Raw genomic sequence first — 19618 nt, forward strand, 5'->3', positions numbered from 1 at the left:
AGTTTTGCTAATTAAGACATGTAGACGTCTATACATCTGGATTTCATCCTGACACAATGTGCTACAACAACGCAACAGGGAATTAACGACATGCAGACATTACAGACGACCAGCCTGCGGGTGGCGAATAATCAGCTCTTTATTCTCGACCAGCAGGCGCTTCCGCAGGAGAAACGCTGGCTGGATGCCTCGACGGTCGAGGCGCTGGTCGGTCATATCCACGCTTTGCGCGTACGCGGCGCGCCGCTGATTGGTCTCTCTGCAAGCCTGCTGCTGGCGCTGTTAGCGGAAAGCGGCAAAAGCCGCGACGAGCTGGCGGTGGCGCTGGAAACCCTGCGCGCATCCCGCCCGACGGCGGTAAACCTGATGAACAACCTCGACCGCATGAAGCTGGCGCTGTGGCAGGAAGAGTATGTTCCGGCGCTGGTGGCGGAGGCGCTGCGCCTGATTGACGAAGACAAACGGCTTTGCGACGCGATTGCCAAAGCGGGCAGCGCGCTGGTGAAATCCGGCAGCCGTCTGCTGACCCACTGCAACACCGGCGGGCTGGCGACGGCGGGCGTCGGTACCGCGCTGGGGGTGATTGCTCGCGCGCATAAGGAAGGCAAGGTAAGCAACGTCTGGGTGGATGAAACCCGTCCGCTATTGCAGGGCGGCAGGCTGACCGCGTGGGAACTCGGCGAGCTGGGCGTGCCGTATCAGCTAATTACCGACTCCATGGCCGCCAGCCTGATGGCAAAAGGGCAGGTCGACGCCGTGTGGGTGGGGGCAGACCGCATTGCGGCCAACGGCGACGTGGCGAACAAAATCGGCACCTACTCTCTGGCGGTGCTGGCGAAATTCCACGGCATTCCGTTCTATGTCGCCGCGCCGCAAACGACCCTCGACCCGGACTGCCCGAACGGCGACGCGATCCCGATTGAGCAGCGCGCCGCCAGCGAGGTGACGGGCGTCGCCGGAAGCTTTGGCGCGGTGCAGTGGGCACCGGAAAACGCGCAGGTCTATAACCCGGCGTTTGACGTCACCCCCGCCTCGCTGATTAGCGGCTGGGTGCTGGATACGGGCGTGGTCACTCCGGACGAGGTGGCGGAAGGGAAATTTGCCTGAGTCCGGCTATCCTTTAAGGGGCTCCCTTAAGAGGACAACATCGTGACGCTCGATCCTGAAACAGACTTAAAACTGGAGCGCGTGGTGGACGCACCGCGCGATCTGCTGTGGCTCTGCTGGACTACGCCAGAGCACATCAAAAACTTCTTCATTCCTGCTCCCCATAAGGTGACCGAATGCGACCTCGACCTGCGCGTGGGCGGACGGTTCAACACCGTGTTTGAGGTGGACGGCCAGCGGATGGATAACCGGGGGGTCTTCCTGGAAATCGACCCGGGGAAAAAGCTGGTCTTTACCGACGGCTATACCGAAGGCTGGAAACCGGCCGAGAAGCCGTTTATGACGGCGATCCTGCTGCTGGAAGACGCCGGGGAGGGCAAAACCCGCTATAAGGCGATTGCGCGCCACCCCACGAAGGAAATTCGTGAGCAGCATGAGCAGATGGGCTTCCACGAAGGGTGGGGGATTGTGCTGGATCAGCTGGTGGGGTATGTGAAAAGGCTTAACGCTTAGTGCGCGCTGGTGCCCTCACCCCGACCCTCTCCCACAGGGAGAGGGAGAAAAGATCAGGCCAGGCGTGGATACGCATCCGCAATCGCATCCCCGGTAAACTGCGCCACCCAGCCTTCCGGGTTATCGAAAATACGGATCGCCGTAAAGTTCGGCTCTGAGCCCATATCAAACCAGTGCGGCGTGCCTGCGGGCACGGAAATCAGGTCGTTTTTCTCGCACAGCACCTGATACACCTCATCGCCAATGTGCAGGCAGAACAGCCCCGCGCCTTCCACAAAGAAGCGTACTTCGTCTTCGCCGTGAGTGTGTTCGTTCAGGAACTTTTCGCGCAGCGCGTCTTTCTGCGGATTGTCGGCGCGCAGGCTGATCACATCCCAGCTCTGGTAACCTTTCTCTGCCACCAGCTTGTCGATCGCATGCTGATACGCCGCGATCACGGCTTCAGGCGCGGGATCGTGCCCTAAATCGCGATCCGCAGCCCAGCGTTCAAACCGCACGCCTTTTGCGTTGAGCTGTTGGGCAATCTCGGCGGCGTCGGTGCTGTGCCACTGGTGCTGACTGGCGTCTTTGTCGGAATAAATGGTCAATGCGCTCATGAAGGGATGTGCTCCGGGTTAATCTCGTCAAACTGGTGGACCTGATGGTGGTGGCTTGCGCCGTCATCATCACCGCGAATCAGCTGCAGGGTACGAAAACCTGCCTGTTCAGCCGCGTCCAGCTCCTGATGAATATCGGAGAGGAAGAGGATCTGCGACGGGGCGATGCCCGTTTGCGCCGCAATGTTCTGATAAGACTGCACCTCGCGCTTGGCGCCGATGTGGGTGTCGAAATAGCCGCTGAACAGATGAGTAATATCACCTTCGTCGCTGTAGCCAAATAACAGTTTCTGCGCGGCGACGGAGCCAGAGGAATAAACATAGAGATCAATCCCTTGCGCTTTCCATTTTTCCAGCGCCGGGAGCACGTCCGGGTAGAGATGGCCGGTAAAGTCGCCGTTAACGTAGCCGTCGTGCCAGATGATCCCCTGCAGCGCTTTGAGCGCCGTCGATTTGCGGTCTTCATCCATAAAGGTAAACAGCACGTTGATGAGATCGCTGACGCTGGCATGCGGAGCGCTGATTTCATCGCGCAGGTTGTCCAGAATCGATTTGACCGGCTCGGCGTACTGCTGCGCGGTCACGAAGGCCGCCAGCCGCTCACGCGCGTAGGGGAACAAAACATCATGGACAAAACGGATATCGCTGGTGGTCCCTTCAATATCCGTCACAATCGCGCGAATCATACTCTCTCCCATTGTCGTAAACGCATTTCGCATTCAAATAAGAATTCTAAACCTTCCAGATGACGGCGGGCTTCGGCCACGTCGCGTCCCCAGCAGGTTAAGCCATGGCCGCGCAGAAGAAAACCATAATTAAGCGGGCGTTCCTGCGCGTAATGGGCGATGCGCGAGGCGAGGGCGTCGATGTCCTGGTCGTTATCAAACACCGGGATGGCCACCGTATCCCGATGCGTGGTCTGCCCGGTAAGGGATTTTTGCATCTCGAAACCGGTGATCTTCAGCTCGGCCTCGTTCACCAGCCGCGACAGCACCGTGGCATTGACGGTGTGAACGTGCAGGACAGCGTTAGCTTCGGGGAACAGGCGATAGATGAGGGTATGCAGCCCGGTCTCTGCCGACGGTTTACGGCCAGACGGCGCGCGGTTGGTGGCGATTTCAACCTGTAGAAAATCGGCGGTGGTCAGGCTACCTTTATCTTTTCCGGATTCGCTCAGCCAGCACAGGTGTTCATCCTGACGCATGGACATATTGCCGCCGGTAGCGCGCGCCCAGCCTTTAGCGCCAATCCAGCGGCAGGCCTCGACCAGGTGTGTGAGTTGCAGGTTGTCTGTCATTTCCTTTTACCCTCTCGGCCAGGAATATTTATATCGTTTAGACGTCTAAGCGTCTTGATTGCCAAAGACTAACATCGTGTTATAGTGTCAGCAACATAAGTATTACAGGCAGGCACACTACAATGAGCAATAACCCGTTGATCCCGCAGAGTAAACTTCCCAATCTCGGCACGACGATTTTTACGCAGATGAGCGCCCTGGCGCAGCAGCACAACGCCATTAACCTCTCACAAGGTTTCCCGGATTTTGATGGGCCGAAATATTTGCAGGAGCGTCTGGCGTACCACGTTGCGCAGGGAGCCAACCAGTATGCGCCGATGACCGGCGTGCAGACGTTGCGTGAAGCCATTGCGGATAAAACGGCGGAGTTATACGGCCATAAGCCTGACGCGAACAGCGATATCACGGTGACGGCAGGGGCGACCGAAGCGCTGTATGCGGCGATAACCGCCCTGGTGCGTACGGGTGATGAGGTGATTTGTTTTGACCCGAGCTACGATAGCTACGCCCCGGCGATTGAACTGGCCGGCGGCGTGGTGAAGCGCGTGGCGCTCCAGCCACCGCATTTTCGCCCTGACTGGCAGGCATTTGCTGCGCTGCTGAGTGACAAAACCCGTCTGGTGATCCTGAATACTCCGCATAATCCGTCGGCGACGGTGTGGCAAAAAGCCGATTTTGCTGCGCTGTGGCAGGCCATCGCCGAACGTGAAATATATGTTCTGAGCGACGAGGTGTATGAGCATATCTGCTTCGCCGAAGAGGGGCATGCCAGCGTGCTGGCGCATCCGCAACTTCGCGAGCGTGCAATCGCGGTATCGTCATTTGGGAAAACCTACCATATGACCGGCTGGAAGGTAGGGTACTGCGTGGCCCCGGCGGCCATTAGCGCTGAGCTGCGCAAAGTGCATCAGTACCTGACGTTTGCCGTGAACACACCGGCCCAGCTGGCGCTGGCGGATATGCTGCGTGCGGAACCCGGGCATTACCGCGAGCTGCCGCACTTCTATCGTGAACGTCGGGATCTGTTTGTGGCGGCGCTGAGCAAAAGCCGCCTGGAAATTTTGCCGTCTGAAGGAACCTATTTCCTGCTGGCCGACTACAGCGCGATTTCCGATCTGGACGACGTGAGTTTCTGCCAGTTGTTGACGAAAGAGGTGGGAGTGGCGGCCATTCCGCTGTCGGTGTTCTGCGCCGATCCCTTCCCGCATAAGCTGATTCGTCTTTGCTTTGCGAAGCAGGAATCGACGCTGCTCGCTGCGGCAGAGCGTCTGGCGACGCTCTGACTATTTCACCGTCCAGGCTTCTGAAAAACGACGGTCTGCGAAGAGTTCGAGCAGACCGTTGATCTGCTTCAGACGCAGCACTTCATCGCTGTCCATACCTAACTCCTGGCCAATTTTCTGCTCACTCCAGCCCATAAGCACCAGTTCTCGCACGATTTCTGACATGGCGTTGATCTGGTGGCGTCCACGCGCGCGGTTGTGACGAATAGTTGCCGCCATGCGATCGAACTTTTCCTGGCGCGCTTTACGCAGGCAGGTAACAGGGAGGTAACCTTTAAGCTGGCGCTTCAGGATCGCCCGGTTACTGCCGATATCATGACGGTGAAAACCATCGACAATTTCGTAGTGCTGTGGCGCATTTTCCGTCACAACGATAGGTTGTGTGAATCCATCCAGCTCCAGTGACTTGCTGAGCAGCCGCTTTTCCGGCGGCGCGACGTTATTTGGGTTGTAATCGTTAGCGGTGATGTTTGTCTTTTTTATCCACAATACGCAATCGACGGGCTGATCGCGAAAAGGGCTGATTTCATGTAATGCCTGACGAAACGCATTAATAGCGGCTATTCGCTCTTCTTCTGAAAGTGCCTGAAGGTACGTTTCCATTTCGGTGATTATTCGTTGTTGCATAAAATCCCCCATTCCTTGCGTTTTGCTTTCACTCTGTCGCTGTAGCGCTGATAGTGTTTAGGCTTATTTGGGCTAAACGAAAGTGCCCGGCACCAATAGTCATTGTTGAGTAAAACCTTACAAATGCGTCGCCAGGAAGGGATATCTTTTGCACCAATGTCACCCTCCTGCGTGTCGGGAATATCGTTCATGCCTCGCTTTTGATACCAGTGGAGATAAACCGCGATTTTGTTGCGGTAATGTTCCGCCGTATTTTGCGGCATGCTGTCGAGTAACAGCATGGCGTATTCGCGCCAGCCGAGATGGTCTGGTTTCAGGATCTTCCGGTGGCCATAAAAATGGTTATCGTGCCCGGCATAAATACCTCCGCTTCGCACGCCGCAGGCGCGTTCACACATCGCCGCCCAGCGTTCGGGTTCAATGACATGATAGAGCCACAAGCCCTGACGCTGTTCCGGGCCAAACGGTTCGCAGATGCGCATATAACGCGGCGGCACCCCCGCCTTGTACATCAGGTCGTATAACGGGTTATAGCAACATTTTGATTTCGCGAACCACGTCCAGATGTCGGCGGTTTTCCAGTCGTACAAGGGGTAGATATACCAGGCGTGCCCACCCGGGGCGGCGGTCGTCCAGGGTTTATCGTCAGAAAAGCGCTGCTTACGCGCCGACGCGATAGCCAGAAAGCGGTTGTAAGATTCATCGGCGCGGATCCCCACCATGACGGCGGCAGGACGTTTTTGTGCATACCATTCGGCAAACTCGCGCACGAAGGCTTCAAACGTCATTCCCTGCTGATAAAAATCGAAATAGTGGTAATCGGTAATGGCATCTTCCGGTGGCTGGCGAACCCAGTTTGTCCCGGGTTCCCAGCACTGCCATTCAGGTTGAAACTGTGACAGGGCGTTCTGGGTCGTGAGCGGAAGCGCTACCCACCAGAACTGATGGATAACATCCCGATACAGCGTTCTCATCGTGTCAACATGCTGAATGGTTGAGGAGAATTGCGCTTCCCAGTCCAGAAAGATGACATCTATTTTTCGCTTTAATTGCCGTGCTTTCTGGGCAACGAGATGCAGCATCACGGTAGAATCTTTTCCACCGGAAAAGGAAACGCAGACCCTGGAGAAATTGTTGAGCGTCCAGTCTATGCGTTCCGCAGAAGCGTCTAAAACATTTTCCTGTAAAGGGATTTTATAGATCGACATGATTAATCGCGTCCTGCGTGTTAAATGTCTGGAAAAAAACAAAACGATATTATGGAATTATTTGTCCTTAATTTCACGGGGGCATTTTCTTCGGGTTGCCTTATTTGCATTCACCATGCAAATGTATTTTACGCAGACGGCGGAGAAACGCAGAGCTTATGCATTTTTTCAATGAATGTTGAAAAAACAGTGCTATTCAGTGATGAACGGCTGTAGAGCATATAGATCTTTAATTCAGGCAGCTCAAACGGTGGCTCAAGCCTTTTTAATTTCAACGGTTCTTTATATGTTTCATAGATCGACACGGGGATGAAGCCTAACAGATCAGATGAACAGACCATGGAGATGAGAGAGCTAAGGGAGTCCGTACGAAAAGCAATATTTCTTTCCGGAAACGCGTCATTTGCGCGACTCTGAAACTCTTTTACACCCGGATGAGCACTCTGGTAAAAAGTGAATTTCTCCTGGTATAGCACTTCCAGCGTGACTGCGTCAGCGAGCCTTGGGTGGTCTGCTCTACAGATTAAGGCTATCGGCACCGTGGTGAAGTGGGTGCAGACCACAGAGCGATTGTGGATAGGTGCGATAGAGAAGATGAGATCGGCCTTACGATAGGCCAACAAATCTTCCGCTGATTCGGAGGAAATGAGCATGTCTCTTTGCTCTATCTCATAATTCTCTTCAGATATTAACAGCTTCAACGGTTCGAGCATCGAACCAGGAGACACCATTTGAGAGCAATAGATAACGAACTTTTTTTTGATGTCCGAGTGATGCATCATGTTGATCGTCTGCTCAAGCTGATTGAGATTTTTTTCCAGATGATGATGCAGGTTGGTACCTACCGTGGTTGGCGTAATTCCCTTCCCTGAACGGATAAACAGGGGGTCATTAAGCTGACCGCGCAGGCGTTGCAGCGACTGGCTGACGGCGGATGGCGTGATATAAAGCGTCTCGGCAGCCCTACTGATACTGAGGTGTTGGTAAATGCATTCGAAGATGACTAACAGATTGAGATCGAATTTTTTTAGGTCGTAGAGGTTTGCCATGTTTCGTCCTGAGTGAGTTGAGTTTGCTGTCGTTATCACATCCTGGAGTACGACAGAGGGAAGTTACCCTTTACAATCCGTGTGAATAACTCGCTTAATTTAAAATTTAAGTGATCTTAATATATCACGGCTTTGGATTATTGAAACATAACTTCAAGACTAATTAAGATAATTTTATCTTTAAAGTTTGATTGAATTATTTGAATGAAAAGTGGTGTTTATATATAGCGTGAAACCCATAATGAAATTAAATTCATAATCTTTCAGAGACCTCTTCGATACTGCCTATCACAGCCATAGGCAGGACTATCCCTCTTATGCATTGCTCAATGCGCGCAGGGGTGCTGTAATCAAAGCGCTGTTACGGCCTTGATACAAGGTATGTAGAGCGCAACGCAACGCCAGCTTCGGCTGGCACTGAATGTACCTGCGGGGAATTCAGGTATCAGGGCCGCCCGTTGAGGCGGCCTTTTTACTTTCAGGCTTTCCTGTAAAAGGTTCACCTTGCTGTCTTGTTGCTGTTGTAAGGTTTGGCTGATTGATTTGATAAAGCATACGCATTAGCCCCGATGGATAAAGTTGGTTACCTTACATCTCAACGAAAACACGGAGGAAGTACAGATGTCTTTGATTAACACTAAAATTAAACCTTTCAAAAACCAGGCGTTCAAAAACGGTGAGTTCATCGAAGTAACCGAGAAAGATATCGAAGGCCGCTGGAGCGTGTTCTTCTTCTATCCGGCTGACTTCACCTTCGTTTGCCCGACCGAACTGGGCGACGTGGCAGACCACTACGAAGAACTGCAAAAGCTGGGCGTAGACGTTTACTCTGTTTCTACCGATACCCACTTCACCCACAAAGCGTGGCACAGCAGCTCTGAAACTATCGCGAAAATCAAATACGCGATGATCGGCGACCCGACTGGCGCCCTGACCCGTAACTTCGACAACATGCGTGAAGATGAAGGCCTGGCAGACCGCGCGACCTTCGTTGTTGACCCGCAGGGCATTATCCAGGCTATCGAAGTTACCGCTGAAGGTATCGGCCGTGATGCATCTGACCTGCTGCGCAAAGTGAAAGCGGCTCAGTACGTTGCTTCTCACCCAGGCGAAGTGTGCCCGGCGAAATGGAAAGAAGGCGAAGCGACGCTGGCGCCATCTCTGGACCTGGTGGGCAAGATCTAAATTTCCGTCGTTTTTCACGCCATAGCTGCGATGGCGTCGCCTGCTCACCCCGGTCACTTACTTCAGTAAGCTCCCGGGGATTCTCAGGCTAGCCGCCTTGCTCTGACGCGAAATACTTTGGAAATTGTTTCAGTCATGGGCGCTCCCCGCGCCCATTTCATTCCAGCACCATGATGCAAGTTGCATTCAGGCAGCCCGTATAAGGCGGCTTGCATGATGACGTTTTAAGAGAGGGAAGAATAATGCTCGACACTAACATGAAAACCCAGCTCAAGGCCTACCTTGAGAAACTGACCAAACCTGTTGAGCTGATTGCCACGCTGGACGACAGCGCGAAATCGGCAGAAATCAAAGCACTGCTGAAAGAGATTGCTGAGCTGTCGCCGAAAGTGACCTTCAAAGAAGACAACACGCTGGCAGTCCGTAAGCCTTCTTTCCTGATCGCCAACCCAGGGTCTGACCAGGGGCCGCGTTTCGCGGGCTCTCCGCTGGGGCACGAATTTACGTCCCTGGTGCTGGCGCTGCTGTGGACCGGTGGTCATCCGTCAAAAGAAGCGCAGGCGCTGCTGGAGCAGATCCGCGATATCGACGGTGATTTTGAGTTTGAAACCTATTACTCGCTCTCCTGCCACAACTGCCCGGACGTGGTGCAGGCGCTGAACCTGATGTCAGTCCTCAACCCACGCATTAAGCACACGGCGATTGACGGCGGTACGTTCCAGAACGAAATCACCGAGCGTAACGTGATGGGCGTTCCGGCGGTTTACCTGAATGGCCAGGAGTTCGGCCAGGGGCGCATGACGCTGACCGAAATCGTCGCCAAAGTGGATACCGGCGCAGAAAAACGCGCGGCGGAAGAGCTGAACCAACGCGATGCTTATGACGTGCTAATTGTTGGCTCAGGCCCGGCGGGCGCGGCGGCAGCGGTCTACTCCGCACGTAAAGGGATCCGTACCGGTCTGATGGGCGAGCGTTTCGGTGGTCAGGTTCTGGATACCGTAGACATTGAAAACTACATTTCCGTGCCGAAAACCGAAGGCCAGAAGCTGGCCGGTGCGTTGAAAGCGCACGTCAGCGACTACGACGTGGATGTCATTGACAGCCAGAGCGCCAGCAAACTGGTTCCGGCGGCGGTCGAGGGTGGTTTGCACCAGATTGAAACGGCGTCCGGCGCGGTGCTGAAGGCGCGCAGCGTGATCATTGCCACCGGCGCGAAATGGCGCAACATGAACGTCCCGGGCGAAGATCAGTATCGCACCAAAGGCGTGACCTATTGCCCCCACTGTGACGGCCCGCTGTTCAAAGGTAAACGCGTCGCGGTGATCGGCGGCGGTAACTCCGGCGTGGAAGCGGCTATCGATCTGGCGGGAATTGTGGAACACGTTACCCTGCTGGAGTTCGCTCCGGAGATGAAAGCGGACCAGGTGTTGCAGGATAAGGTGCGTAGCCTGAATAACGTCGACATTGTGCTCAATGCCCAGACGACAGAAGTGAAAGGCGACGGCAGCAAAGTGACTGGTCTGGAATACCGTGACCGCGTGAGCGGCGATATCCACAGCGTAGCGCTGGCAGGGATCTTTGTTCAGATTGGCCTGCTGCCAAACACCACCTGGCTGGAAGGCGCTATTGAGCGTAACCGCATGGGCGAGATCATCATCGATGCGAAATGCGAAACCAGCGTGAAGGGCGTATTTGCGGCGGGCGACTGCACCACCGTGCCGTACAAACAGATCATCATCGCTACCGGTGAAGGTGCGAAAGCGTCGCTGAGCTCGTTTGATTACCTGATCCGCACCAAAACTGCATAATAAAAGAAAGCAAGACGACACCTGCAATGCCAGAGGCCACCTAAAGGTGGCCTCTTTTTTTATCTGACGACCATCACCGGAATGTGGGTGTGGCGGATCACGCTGGAGGCGTTCGACCCCAGCAGGTGAGTGGTGATGGAAGGGTTACGTGAACCAATCACTACCACGTCGGCATTTAATTCCCCGGCAAGCTCATTAACGGCGTCGCGCACGCTACCGAACCGGACGTGGGTTTTGATGCGGGAAGAATCGATGCTGAAGTGCCCGACCATGGTTTGCAGGCGCGTCTCGGCTTCGTGCTGTAAATGCTCTTCAAAACGACGCACATCAGCAGCGAAACGATGCAGGCTCAGGCTGGCAGAGCCCGGCAAAACATGCAGAAGATGAATAATTCCGTCCTGCTGCGCGAGAAATTCCGCGTGACGTATAGCCTTATCACTCAGTTCCATTTCAAAAACATCAACCGGCATAATGATTGTTTGATACATAACCGTTTCTCCTTGTTAATAAACGCTGAAATCATTCAACCACAAAATATAAATGGTTTCTGTAATCCCGACAGCACTTTTTTATCTCGCCAGGATAAATCTCAAAACAGCCGGATTCCGGGGCAGATCCCGAGAGGTAGCTACCCTTTTATAAGCTTACCCACACCCTTTCGGAGGTTGCATGAAAGCTCTCACCTATCACGGTCCACATCATGTTCGGGTCGATAATGTCCCCGATCCGGGCATCGAACAGCCTGACGATATCATCCTGCGCGTAACGGCCACGGCGATCTGTGGTTCTGATTTGCATCTTTATCGCGGAAAAATTCCCAAGGTCCAGCATGGCGATATCTTTGGTCATGAATTTATGGGCGAGGTGGTGGAGTGCGGGAGCGAAGTGAAGAACGTGCAGAAAGGTGACCGAGTGGTGATCCCGTTTGTAATTGCCTGCGGTGACTGCTTCTTTTGCCAGATGCAACAGTACGCGGCCTGCGAAAACACGAATCGCGGGCAGGGCGCGGCGCTGAACAAAAAGCAAATTCCCGCCCCTGCCGCGCTGTTTGGCTACAGCCATCTTTACGGCGGCGTGCCGGGCGGACAGGCGGAGTATGTGCGCGTCCCGAAAGGCAACGTGGGGCCGTTTAAAGTGCCTCAACTGCTGTCTGACGACAAAGCGCTTTTCCTGTCAGATATTCTGCCTACCGCCTGGCAGGCGGCGAAAAATGCGCAGATTCAGAGAGGCTCCAGCGTCGCCGTATTCGGGGCCGGGCCGGTGGGGCTACTGACCATTGCCTGCGCGCGGCTTCTCGGCGCAGAGCAGATTTTTGTGGTTGATCATCATCCCTATCGACTGCGGTTTGCCCAGGAGCGCTACGGCGCGATCCCGATTAACTTTGATGACGATAACGACGCGGCGGAGAAAATCATTGAGCAAACGGCCGGACAGCGCGGAGTGGATGCGGTGATTGATGCCGTCGGGTTTGAGGCCAAAGGCAGCACCACGGAAACGATCCTCAGTAACCTGAAAATTGAAGGCAGCAGCGGCAAAGCCCTGCGCCAGTGCATTGCTGCGGTGCGGCGCGGAGGCGTGGTCAGCGTGCCGGGCGTGTATGCCGGTTTTATACACGGCTTCCTGTTTGGCGATGCCTTCGATAAAGGGCTGAGCTTTAAGATGGGGCAGACCCACGTCCATGCCTGGCTGGGAGAGCTGCTGCCGCTTATCGAAAAAGGGCTGCTTACACCGGAAGATATTGTCACCCACTATCTTCCGCTGGCTGATGCGGAGCGCGCCTATAAAATCTTCGAAAAACGGGAGGAGGAGTGCCGCAAGGTGATCCTGGTGCCTGGTGCAGACACCCCGGAGGCAGCGCAGCAGAAAGTGAAGGGACTGGTGAATGCCTTCCCCGGCGGCGTTGTGTGAGGTTCCTCACTCACCAGTGGCGCTCAAGGTATAGCACCGCCACGACGAGGATCGCCAGGATGATGAGAAAAACCAGTGTGATAACAAGTATCTCACCCATGACCGTCCCCACGGCACCACAACAGAGTAAGCGTGGATTAAGCGGTTTTTGTCCGATATAACACAATCGGGTGAATTTGCGGAAAGAGGATGCGGGTGCATCCTCTGTGCAAAGCGGGGTCGCTTGTTCAGAAGGGATTAACGCAGGTAATCGCCAGCGGCTTCGGGCTGGTAGAACAGCTCAAGCACTTCCAGGTGAGCTGAGGCACCGCCCGGGAGTTCCCAGTGGATAGTATCGCCTGTGCGCAGTCCAAGCAGCGCCGCGCCCACGGGTGCCAGCACCGACAGTTGCGTGCTGCTGTCGGTCATCTGCGCCGGATAGACCAGCGTACGGGTGAGCTCCTCGCCGGTGGTCAGGTTGCGGAACTTCACCTGGCTGTTCATGGTGACCACATCATGCGGCATGGTCTCAGGCGTACACATCTGCGCCCGGTCTAGCTCTTCGTTCAGCGCATCGGCTACCGGCAGCGAGGCGAATTCTGGTTTCTCCAACAGTCGGTCAATACGTTCTGCGTCGAGTTCATTGATGATAATCGTAGGTCTGGACATTTTTACTCCATGTCGTTAATGCTGCGTGTAACGCAGAAACCAATCCAAAAGAAAACCCTCGCCGTCTGGCAGCGAGGGTTTAACTTAGCTGATGATACTGTTTGAAACCGTAAGTTTGAAGTGATGAAGGTCACAATCATGCGCCATATGAATTTTTGGCAATAAACCCGGCGTCCCGATTCACGCTGAACGGAAATTTCGTTACGCTGGAAAGACTGAACCCGGGCAATGCGCGTTGCAGCCCCAGCGTAGAGAGAGCGATATGTACTTTTACCAACCTTCTCAGGGGCACGGCCTGCCGCACGACCCGCTGAACGCCATTATCGGTCCACGTCCAATTGGCTGGATCTCATCCTGTGATAAGGCCGGTCAACTGAACCTTGCCCCGTACAGCTTCTTTAACTGTTTTAACTATCGCCCACCGATCATTGGTTTTTCCAGCAATGGCTGGAAGGATAGCGTGCGGAATATTACCGAAACGGGGGAGTTTGTCTGGAACCTCGCAACGCGCGATCTGGCCGAGGCGATGAATGAAACCTCCGCCACGCTCCCTCATGGCGAGGATGAATTTACCTTTGCCGGCCTGACGCCCGTAGCCAGCCAGCTTGTGAGCTCGCCACGCGTGGCGGAAAGCCCGGTGAATTTCGAGTGTCGATTGTCACAGTGCATTCAGCTTACCGGCGCGGATGGGACACCGATTGATACCTGGCTGGTGCTCGGCGAAGTCGTGGGCGTCCATATCGCCGAGAGTTTGCTGGAAGAGGGGATTTACCAGACCGCGAAAGCGCAGCCCATTCTGCGTGCGGGTGGACCGACGGCCTACTATGCCATCAGTGATAGCCATCGCTTCGACCTGGTACGCCCGGATGCGCGCAGGGGGTAATATGCGCGCAACCCTGTTGCCCGCCGATCAGCAGTTTTTTGCCGATCTGTTGAGCGGCCTGGTGCTCAACCCACAGCAGTTGGGGCGAGTCTGGTTTGCTCATCGTGGCGCGTCTGACGCTGTCGGAAGCGTGAGCCGCGACTGGCCACGGCTTGACGTCGTTCTTCGCGGGGAATATGGCAACAGACTGGTTGCCGGGCAGCAGCCCCTCCACCAGGGGGAAATGCTGTTTCTTCCCGCCCAGGCCGCCAGCGTCCCGGTGTTTGAACGACCGGTCATGCTGCTGAGCATTCTTTTCGCGCCGTCGTGGCTGGGGCTGGTGTTTCATGATACCCGGCACGGGCGATCCGTGCCTGCGCAGCGACACGTGGAGCTTCCTCACCCTGAACGAGGTGAATGTGCCGCGATGCTGATGGCCCTGACGCACCTGAGCGCTTCCCCGCAGGACCAGGCTATTATTCAACCACTGGTGCTGAGCCTGCTGCACTGGTGCCGTAAAGTGGTGTCGTCGCTGCCTGAACCGGGAGTGTCGCGCGGGGATTTCCTCTATCAGAGCATTTGTAACTGGGTGCAGGAAAACTATGCTGAACCCCTGTCGCGGGACAGCGTCGCTTCGCTGTTTAATATTTCGGCTAACCATCTGTCACGCCTGTTCTCTCAACAGGGGACGATGAGTTTTGTGGATTACGTTCGTTGGGTGCGTATGGCGAAGGCGAGAACCATCCTGCAAAAATACCACCTGCCGGTGGGGGAAGTGGCGAAGCGCTGTGGCTATGCCGATAGCGACTATTTTAGCCGTCTTTTCCGGCGCCAGTTTGGCCTGACGCCGGGGGAGTATCGCGCACGCTTTCAGTGACAGTCAGAACGTGATTTCAGCGTTCAACAGATCCAGGATACTTTGCGGCGTCGTTGCTGCAAACAGCGACTCGCGAAATGTTTTATTGACCAGCTTCCGCGCCAGCTGGGAAAAGACCTTCACGTGATTAATCCCTTCCTGAGCGCCGAGCGTCAGCATGATCACCAGCTCGACGTCGCCCAAATCCGACTCCCAGTCAATCGCCTTGTCCAGACGGGCAATGCTGATGCTGGAATGGCGTATCCATTGCGATTTGGTGTGAGGGATCGCCACGCCAAACCCGACGGCGGTAGTGACAATCTCTTCGCGCTGCCAGAGATCTTCTTCAAGCTCGAGCGGGTTTTCGGTCCTGCCATGAATCGCAAGATTTCCGCATAAGAACTGAAGCACCTGCTCTTTTGAGGTCAGCGGCTCATTGACCACGATAGTCTCCAGCGCCAGCAATGGACGCGGCGGCGCTTCCGGTGTGAAATCCGCCAGCAGGGCTTCAATCTCCTCTGCGCTGCGGCTGTCGCAGGCCTTATCTGCCAGCGCCCGGCAGGTCGCCATGTCAAGCTGACGCAACTGGGTTTTTACCGCAGGGATGCGCGGCCCGCTCATGCTGAACTCATCCAAGCCCAGCCCAAGCAGAAGAGGGAGGTAGCGCTGCTCTCCGCCAAGTTCCCCGCAAATGCCGACCCATTTCCCGTGACGATGCGCTGCGGTGACGATCTGGCGAACCATGCGTAAAAAAGACGGTGTGATGGGGTTATACAGCCCCGAAACGCGCGGGTTGTTGCGATCGACAGCGTAGAGATACTGAGTCATATCGTTCGAGCCGATACTGAAGAAATCCACCTCTTCGCAGAAGTGATCGATGATAAAGCAGACTGAAGGCACTTCAACCATGATCCCCAGCGGCAGGCGCTCGGTGTGACGTAACCCCTGTGAGGCCAGGGCGTCACGAACGTTTTGCAGCTCCTGTTTGATCCATAAAATCTGATCGAGGCTGTGCACCATCGGGATCATCAACAGCGCATTGCCGCTTGCGCCTGCGCGTAAGATCGCGCGCAGTTGGGTGCGGAAGAGATCGGCAAATTCGGGATAAATGCGAACGGCGCGATAGCCGAGGAACGGGTTTTCTTCCTGGGGAATGTTCAGGTAAGGGATCTGCTTATCGCCGCCGATGTCCATTGTGCGAAAGATGACCGGCTTGCCCTGCGCGGAGAGCAGCACCTGCTGATAGGCTTCGAATTGCTCCTGCTCGTCCGGCGCGGTGTCTCTGTCCATATACAGCATTTCAGTGCGAAACAGCCCGATACCCTGCGCGCCGCAAGTAAACGCCCCGGGCGCTTCCAGCGCGCTGCCGATGTTGGCGGCAATCTCTACCGGTACGTTGTCGCGGGTGAGCGCTGGAAGACCCGCATCTTTGATCTGCTGCTGGTGGCGTCGGTCGGCAAGGCGCTGCGCCACGCTGTAGTAATCATTCACCGCGTCGTTGGGTTCAACGACCAGCACGCTACAGATGCCGTCCAGAATGACCTCTTTTCCCATCAACGGCGCCAGTGAGGCGACCGTTAAACCACTCAGCACAGGCACGGAGGCCGCGCGTGCCAGGATCAGCGTATGCGACGTCCGGCCTGTTTTTTCAAGCACCATGCCTTTCAGGTACTGCGTGTCGAGGCTGAGAAACTGGCTGGGCGTCAGATCTTCCGCCACCAGAATAGTGGGGGCGCTGAGGGTGAATGCGTAGGTTTGCTGCAACTCCGGCCAGGTAATGTTAAGAAGCTGCTCGCTGATGTCGCGAATATCGCTGACGCGTTCACGCAGGTAGTCGCTGGCGGAGAGTGACAGCTTGTCGCAGATCAGCTCCATATTACGAATGATCGCCTCCGCAAGGCTTAGCCGCTCCTCGGCGATCAGTCGGCGTATGGTGCCGCCAAACTCCTCATCCTGGATCAGCGAAAGATGCGCGCTGAGAATGGTTTTACTCTCGCCGTCCAGCCCGCGCAAGCGGTGGTTGAGCTGTTCGGCCAGCGTCGCCAGGCTGTGTTCCAGGCGGGTAATATCTTCCGGCGAGGCGGGGATCTGACAATAACGTTTGAGGTTATCGCTCTGCCAGCCTCGCAGAGTGCCAGCCCCGATGCCACTGGCGAGCGTAATGCCGTGCTGAAGATGGGGAGCAAGCCTTACAAGCGAGCGGGGCAGGGGATGCGCAACGTGCGGCGCGTCGCCGGAGGGAATACTGTCGCTGTCGATAAACGCGCCGGTGAGATACGCCTCCAGCACGCGTCGGGCCTGCTCCTCGTCGCTGCCGTTAATTTCCAGCACGCAGCTGTCATTAAACAGCGTACCGGTACTGATCAGCGCCAGCGAGCTTTTGGCATCCGCGTGAGTGTGAAGCCGTCTGTTGATAAAACGGATGTCGCTGCGCCATGCGCTGCACTGCTCTTTTAACGCCCAGGCCGGACGCGCATGCAGGCCGTTGGGCAGTGGGCAGAAAAATTCAATTGAAAGCATACTTCCTCCTGGCCGCGTGAGATCAGCATCTGAAGTCCGTCAGATGATCCACGGTCTCACGGTTCATGCCTGCCACAAGCGCGACAAGCAGTTGTTGGGTGTGATGAATGTCTTTTTCGTCGGCAATGGATGCCGCGCAGTGCCCGTGTCGGGTAGGGGGACCAAGCACAAGAGTCGGCACGCCAGTGCCGAAGAGATGGATCGCCCCGCCGTCCGTTCCGCCGTTGCTGAACATGTCTTTTTGCAGCGGGATCCCCTGCGAGCGCGCGATTGTCTCAGCCAGCGCAATCAGTTTGGCTGGGGCGATGAGCGTTTTGTCGTACAGCACCAGCATCGGGCCCGCACCGATCTGGCGATGGTTGGCGCTGCCATAATCGAAATTTTTTGACCAGCAGGCGGTATCCAGCACCAGCGCGATATCAGGATGAATGGCGCGCGTGGCGGTCTGGCCGCCGCGCAGGCCGACCTCTTCACTTGAGCTGGCCACCAGCCAAAGCTCGCAGTCGAGCGGCGTCTGGTGCAGCTCGCGCAGCAGCGCGATCAGCAGGTAACAGCCGAGACGATCGTCGAAGGCTTTACCCATCACCCGATTGTGGGGAAGGATTTGAAAGGGTGTATCGAACGTCACGCGGTCGCCTGCGTCGATACCGGCGGCGAACACCTCCTCCGCCGACGTCGCGCCAATGTCGACACGCAAATTGTCAACGTTTTCTCCTTTCAGATCCCCATCCAGCAGTCCCGGTATTTTTTTCCCGTTACGCGTGGTGATGCGCACCGGCTGAAGGGTACGGGCCATCATGCGCACGTTGCCGATGGGCAGGACATCAATGGCCCCTTCGCGCGAGACGCTACGCACCATAAAACCGACTTCATCCATATGGGCGCAGACCATCACCTTCGGGCCCCGGCTCTGGTTGACGCGGATAAGCACGGAACCCAGCCCATCAAACTGAACCTCTTTATGGTACTTTTGCGCCTCACTGAGCAGGATGTCGCGCACCTCTTGCTCTGAGGCCGCAATGGCGTCTGCTTCGCTCAGGGCGCGCAGTAAATCTCTGTCCACTCTTATTCTCCCGTCAGCAATAGCCGTTTGTCGAAGGTATAAAGCACCTCGGCGCCCGTTTCCGTCACCAGCACCACATCTTCAATTCGTACCCCGCCCAGGTGTTCAAGGTAGATCCCCGGCTCAACGGTCAGCACCATGCCGGGCTGCAACGGGGTGCGGTCGGTAGGGGAAAAACGTGGATTTTCATGAACATCAATACCAATGGCATGGCCGGTGTTATGCCCGAACTGCGGACCGTAACCTGCACGTTCAATCACGGAACGTGCGGCGCTATCGATCTGATGACAGGAAACGCCGGGGCGGATGGCATCAATAGCTGCCTGTTGTGCCGCCAGAACGATCTGGTACACCGCATAGAGAGGGTGTTCCTCCGGCGGCGTGTTTTGCCCGGCGACAAGAAAGGTCCTTGTCATATCCGAGCAATACCCCTGGTGTTGGGCGCCGAAATCAAGGGTGATCATCTCGCCAGGCATAATCACTTTGTCAGAGGCTTTGCCGTGGGGCAGCGCACCGCGCGGCCCGCTGGCGACAATGGTGTCGAAAGAGGGCTTGTCCGCGCCCTCCTGCTTCATAAACCACTCCAGCTCGGCAGCGACTTCACGTTCGCGCATACCGGGCTGAATGAAACGCCGGATGTGCTGTGCGGCGCGGTCGGCAATGCCGCATGCTGCACGGATACGGTCGATTTCGTCAGCGGTTTTTATCTGCCGCAGCGCGTCAAGCGAGGTGCTGCAAAGGGCGGTATTCAGCGTATCGCGCCACAGCACGCCTGTTTGCCAGCTCACGTATTCACCCTCAAAGCCAAGACGGGTGAGAGCTTCCTTCGCAATAATCTGGTTCACCGCCTGCGCAAACGGGTTCTCCGTGTTAAGCAGATGCATCTCATAGCCCGCCGCTCGTGAAGCGATATCGCTGTAGTAACGGAAATCCACCAGGATATGTGCCGCGGTTTGTGTCACCAGCACATATCCCGAACCGGTTGAAATGCCCAGGTGCGGCTGTTTATTCTGGCGCGAAGAGATGAGCACGCCGTCCAGTTTTTCCGCAGCCAGCCAGGCACGAAGCCTTCTCAGTAATTCCATGGT

20 protein-coding genes are annotated in these 19618 nt (G+C 55.8%); 8 read left to right on the top strand and 12 right to left on the bottom strand.

All coding sequences use genetic code 11. The features are described from left to right. Positions 1-90: 90 nt before the first annotated feature. Both mtnA and RY075_RS06355 read left to right on the top strand, forming a co-directional pair. Positions 91-1107 (top strand): S-methyl-5-thioribose-1-phosphate isomerase, encoded by a 1017-nt coding sequence (gene mtnA, locus RY075_RS06350; RefSeq protein WP_194514970.1) that lies wholly within the window; start codon positions 91-93, stop codon positions 1105-1107. 42 nt (positions 1108-1149) lie between these two features. Further along, complete coding sequence (locus RY075_RS06355) at positions 1150-1620, top strand: SRPBCC family protein (protein ID WP_045896374.1); 471 nt, start codon at positions 1150-1152, stop codon at positions 1618-1620. A 53-nt stretch (positions 1621-1673) separates the two neighbouring features. Here RY075_RS06355 and RY075_RS06360 read toward each other — a convergent pair whose 3' ends face one another. From RY075_RS06360 to RY075_RS06370, 3 genes are read right to left on the bottom strand one after another with little or no spacing between them, the layout of a single operon-like run. Next, a complete protein-coding gene (locus tag RY075_RS06360) occupies positions 1674-2216 on the bottom strand; it encodes an acireductone dioxygenase (RefSeq protein WP_049126737.1) in 543 nt (180 codons plus the stop codon). Next, positions 2213-2902, bottom strand: coding sequence for an acireductone synthase (mtnC, locus tag RY075_RS06365; protein WP_109948491.1), 690 nt, complete (start codon positions 2900-2902; stop codon positions 2213-2215). Before mtnC ends, RY075_RS06360 begins: the two co-directional genes overlap by 4 nt. Continuing rightward, positions 2899-3513, bottom strand: coding sequence for a methylthioribulose 1-phosphate dehydratase (locus tag RY075_RS06370; protein WP_109948492.1), 615 nt, complete (start codon positions 3511-3513; stop codon positions 2899-2901). Before RY075_RS06370 ends, mtnC begins: the two co-directional genes overlap by 4 nt. 122 nt (positions 3514-3635) lie before the next feature. Here RY075_RS06370 and RY075_RS06375 point away from each other — a divergent pair, with 122 nt between their 5' ends. Beyond that, positions 3636-4796 (top strand): pyridoxal phosphate-dependent aminotransferase, encoded by a 1161-nt coding sequence (locus RY075_RS06375; protein ID WP_023315606.1) that lies wholly within the window; start codon positions 3636-3638, stop codon positions 4794-4796. On the opposite strand, the gene RY075_RS06380 is transcribed toward RY075_RS06375, so the two are convergent. From RY075_RS06380 to RY075_RS06390, 3 genes are all read right to left on the bottom strand, one after another. Further along, the gene (locus tag RY075_RS06380) at positions 4797-5423 is read right to left on the bottom strand and encodes a ParB/RepB/Spo0J family partition protein (RefSeq protein WP_022650584.1); all 627 of its coding nucleotides are present in this window, start codon (positions 5421-5423) and stop codon (positions 4797-4799) included. Beyond that, entirely contained in the window at positions 5408-6631 is a 1224-nt protein-coding gene (locus RY075_RS06385) for a phosphoadenosine phosphosulfate reductase (protein WP_325773901.1), read from the bottom strand. The genes RY075_RS06380 and RY075_RS06385 overlap by 16 nt, the downstream gene beginning before the upstream one ends. A 128-nt stretch (positions 6632-6759) precedes the next feature. After that, positions 6760-7680 (bottom strand): LysR family transcriptional regulator, encoded by a 921-nt coding sequence (locus RY075_RS06390; RefSeq protein WP_022650586.1) that lies wholly within the window; start codon positions 7678-7680, stop codon positions 6760-6762. 621 nt (positions 7681-8301) lie between these two features. Between RY075_RS06390 and ahpC the strand changes: the two genes are divergently transcribed. Both ahpC and ahpF read left to right on the top strand, forming a co-directional pair. After that, entirely contained in the window at positions 8302-8865 is a 564-nt protein-coding gene (ahpC, locus tag RY075_RS06395; RefSeq protein ID WP_003858764.1) for an alkyl hydroperoxide reductase subunit C, read from the top strand. A 242-nt stretch (positions 8866-9107) separates the two neighbouring features. Beyond that, positions 9108-10673 (top strand): alkyl hydroperoxide reductase subunit F, encoded by a 1566-nt coding sequence (gene ahpF, locus RY075_RS06400; protein WP_338628324.1) that lies wholly within the window; start codon positions 9108-9110, stop codon positions 10671-10673. Between the two features lie 59 nt (positions 10674-10732). Here ahpF and uspG read toward each other — a convergent pair whose 3' ends face one another. Next, positions 10733-11161, bottom strand: coding sequence for a universal stress protein UspG (gene uspG / locus RY075_RS06405; RefSeq protein WP_109948493.1), 429 nt, complete (start codon positions 11159-11161; stop codon positions 10733-10735). 181 nt (positions 11162-11342) lie between these two features. Between uspG and RY075_RS06410 the strand changes: the two genes are divergently transcribed. Further along, on the top strand, positions 11343-12581 hold the full coding sequence (locus RY075_RS06410; protein WP_022650589.1) for a zinc-dependent alcohol dehydrogenase: 1239 nt from the start codon (positions 11343-11345) through the stop codon (positions 12579-12581). 10 nt (positions 12582-12591) lie between these two features. Here the strand turns inward: RY075_RS06410 and yldA are convergent, their stop codons facing one another. Beyond that, entirely contained in the window at positions 12592-12681 is a 90-nt protein-coding gene (yldA, locus tag RY075_RS06415) for a small membrane protein YldA (RefSeq protein ID WP_015571155.1), read from the bottom strand. Positions 12682-12818: 137 nt separating this feature from the next. Beyond that, positions 12819-13229 (bottom strand): nucleoside diphosphate kinase regulator, encoded by a 411-nt coding sequence (gene rnk, locus RY075_RS06420; protein ID WP_032608834.1) that lies wholly within the window; start codon positions 13227-13229, stop codon positions 12819-12821. Between the two features lie 262 nt (positions 13230-13491). Between rnk and RY075_RS06425 the strand changes: the two genes are divergently transcribed. Further along, positions 13492-14112 carry a flavin reductase family protein gene (locus RY075_RS06425; protein WP_003858756.1) on the top strand — a complete coding sequence of 207 codons (621 nt, stop codon included), beginning with the start codon at positions 13492-13494 and terminating at the stop codon, positions 14110-14112. 1 nt (position 14113) lies between these two features. After that, positions 14114-14968 (top strand): AraC family transcriptional regulator, encoded by an 855-nt coding sequence (locus tag RY075_RS06430; RefSeq protein WP_032608836.1) that lies wholly within the window; start codon positions 14114-14116, stop codon positions 14966-14968. Positions 14969-14971: 3 nt separating this feature from the next. On the opposite strand, the gene ptsP is transcribed toward RY075_RS06430, so the two are convergent. The 3 genes from ptsP to ypdF are packed head-to-tail and all read right to left on the bottom strand — an operon-like array spanning position 14972 to position 19615. Next, entirely contained in the window at positions 14972-17467 is a 2496-nt protein-coding gene (gene ptsP / locus RY075_RS06435) for a phosphoenolpyruvate--protein phosphotransferase (RefSeq protein WP_338628326.1), read from the bottom strand. A 22-nt stretch (positions 17468-17489) separates the two neighbouring features. Further along, positions 17490-18530: an aminopeptidase gene (gene ypdE / locus RY075_RS06440; RefSeq protein WP_023324306.1), complete on the bottom strand. Its 1041-nt coding sequence runs from the start codon at positions 18528-18530 to the stop codon at positions 17490-17492. Positions 18531-18532: 2 nt separating this feature from the next. Continuing rightward, positions 18533-19615, bottom strand: a complete 1083-nt coding sequence (gene ypdF, locus RY075_RS06445; protein WP_032608839.1) for an aminopeptidase — start codon at positions 19613-19615, stop codon at positions 18533-18535. Positions 19616-19618: the final 3 nt, after the last annotated feature.

The sequence above is a fragment of the Enterobacter sp. JJBC genome (assembly GCF_036936505.1).
Taxonomy (GTDB): Bacteria; Pseudomonadota; Gammaproteobacteria; order Enterobacterales; family Enterobacteriaceae; genus Enterobacter; species Enterobacter hormaechei_C.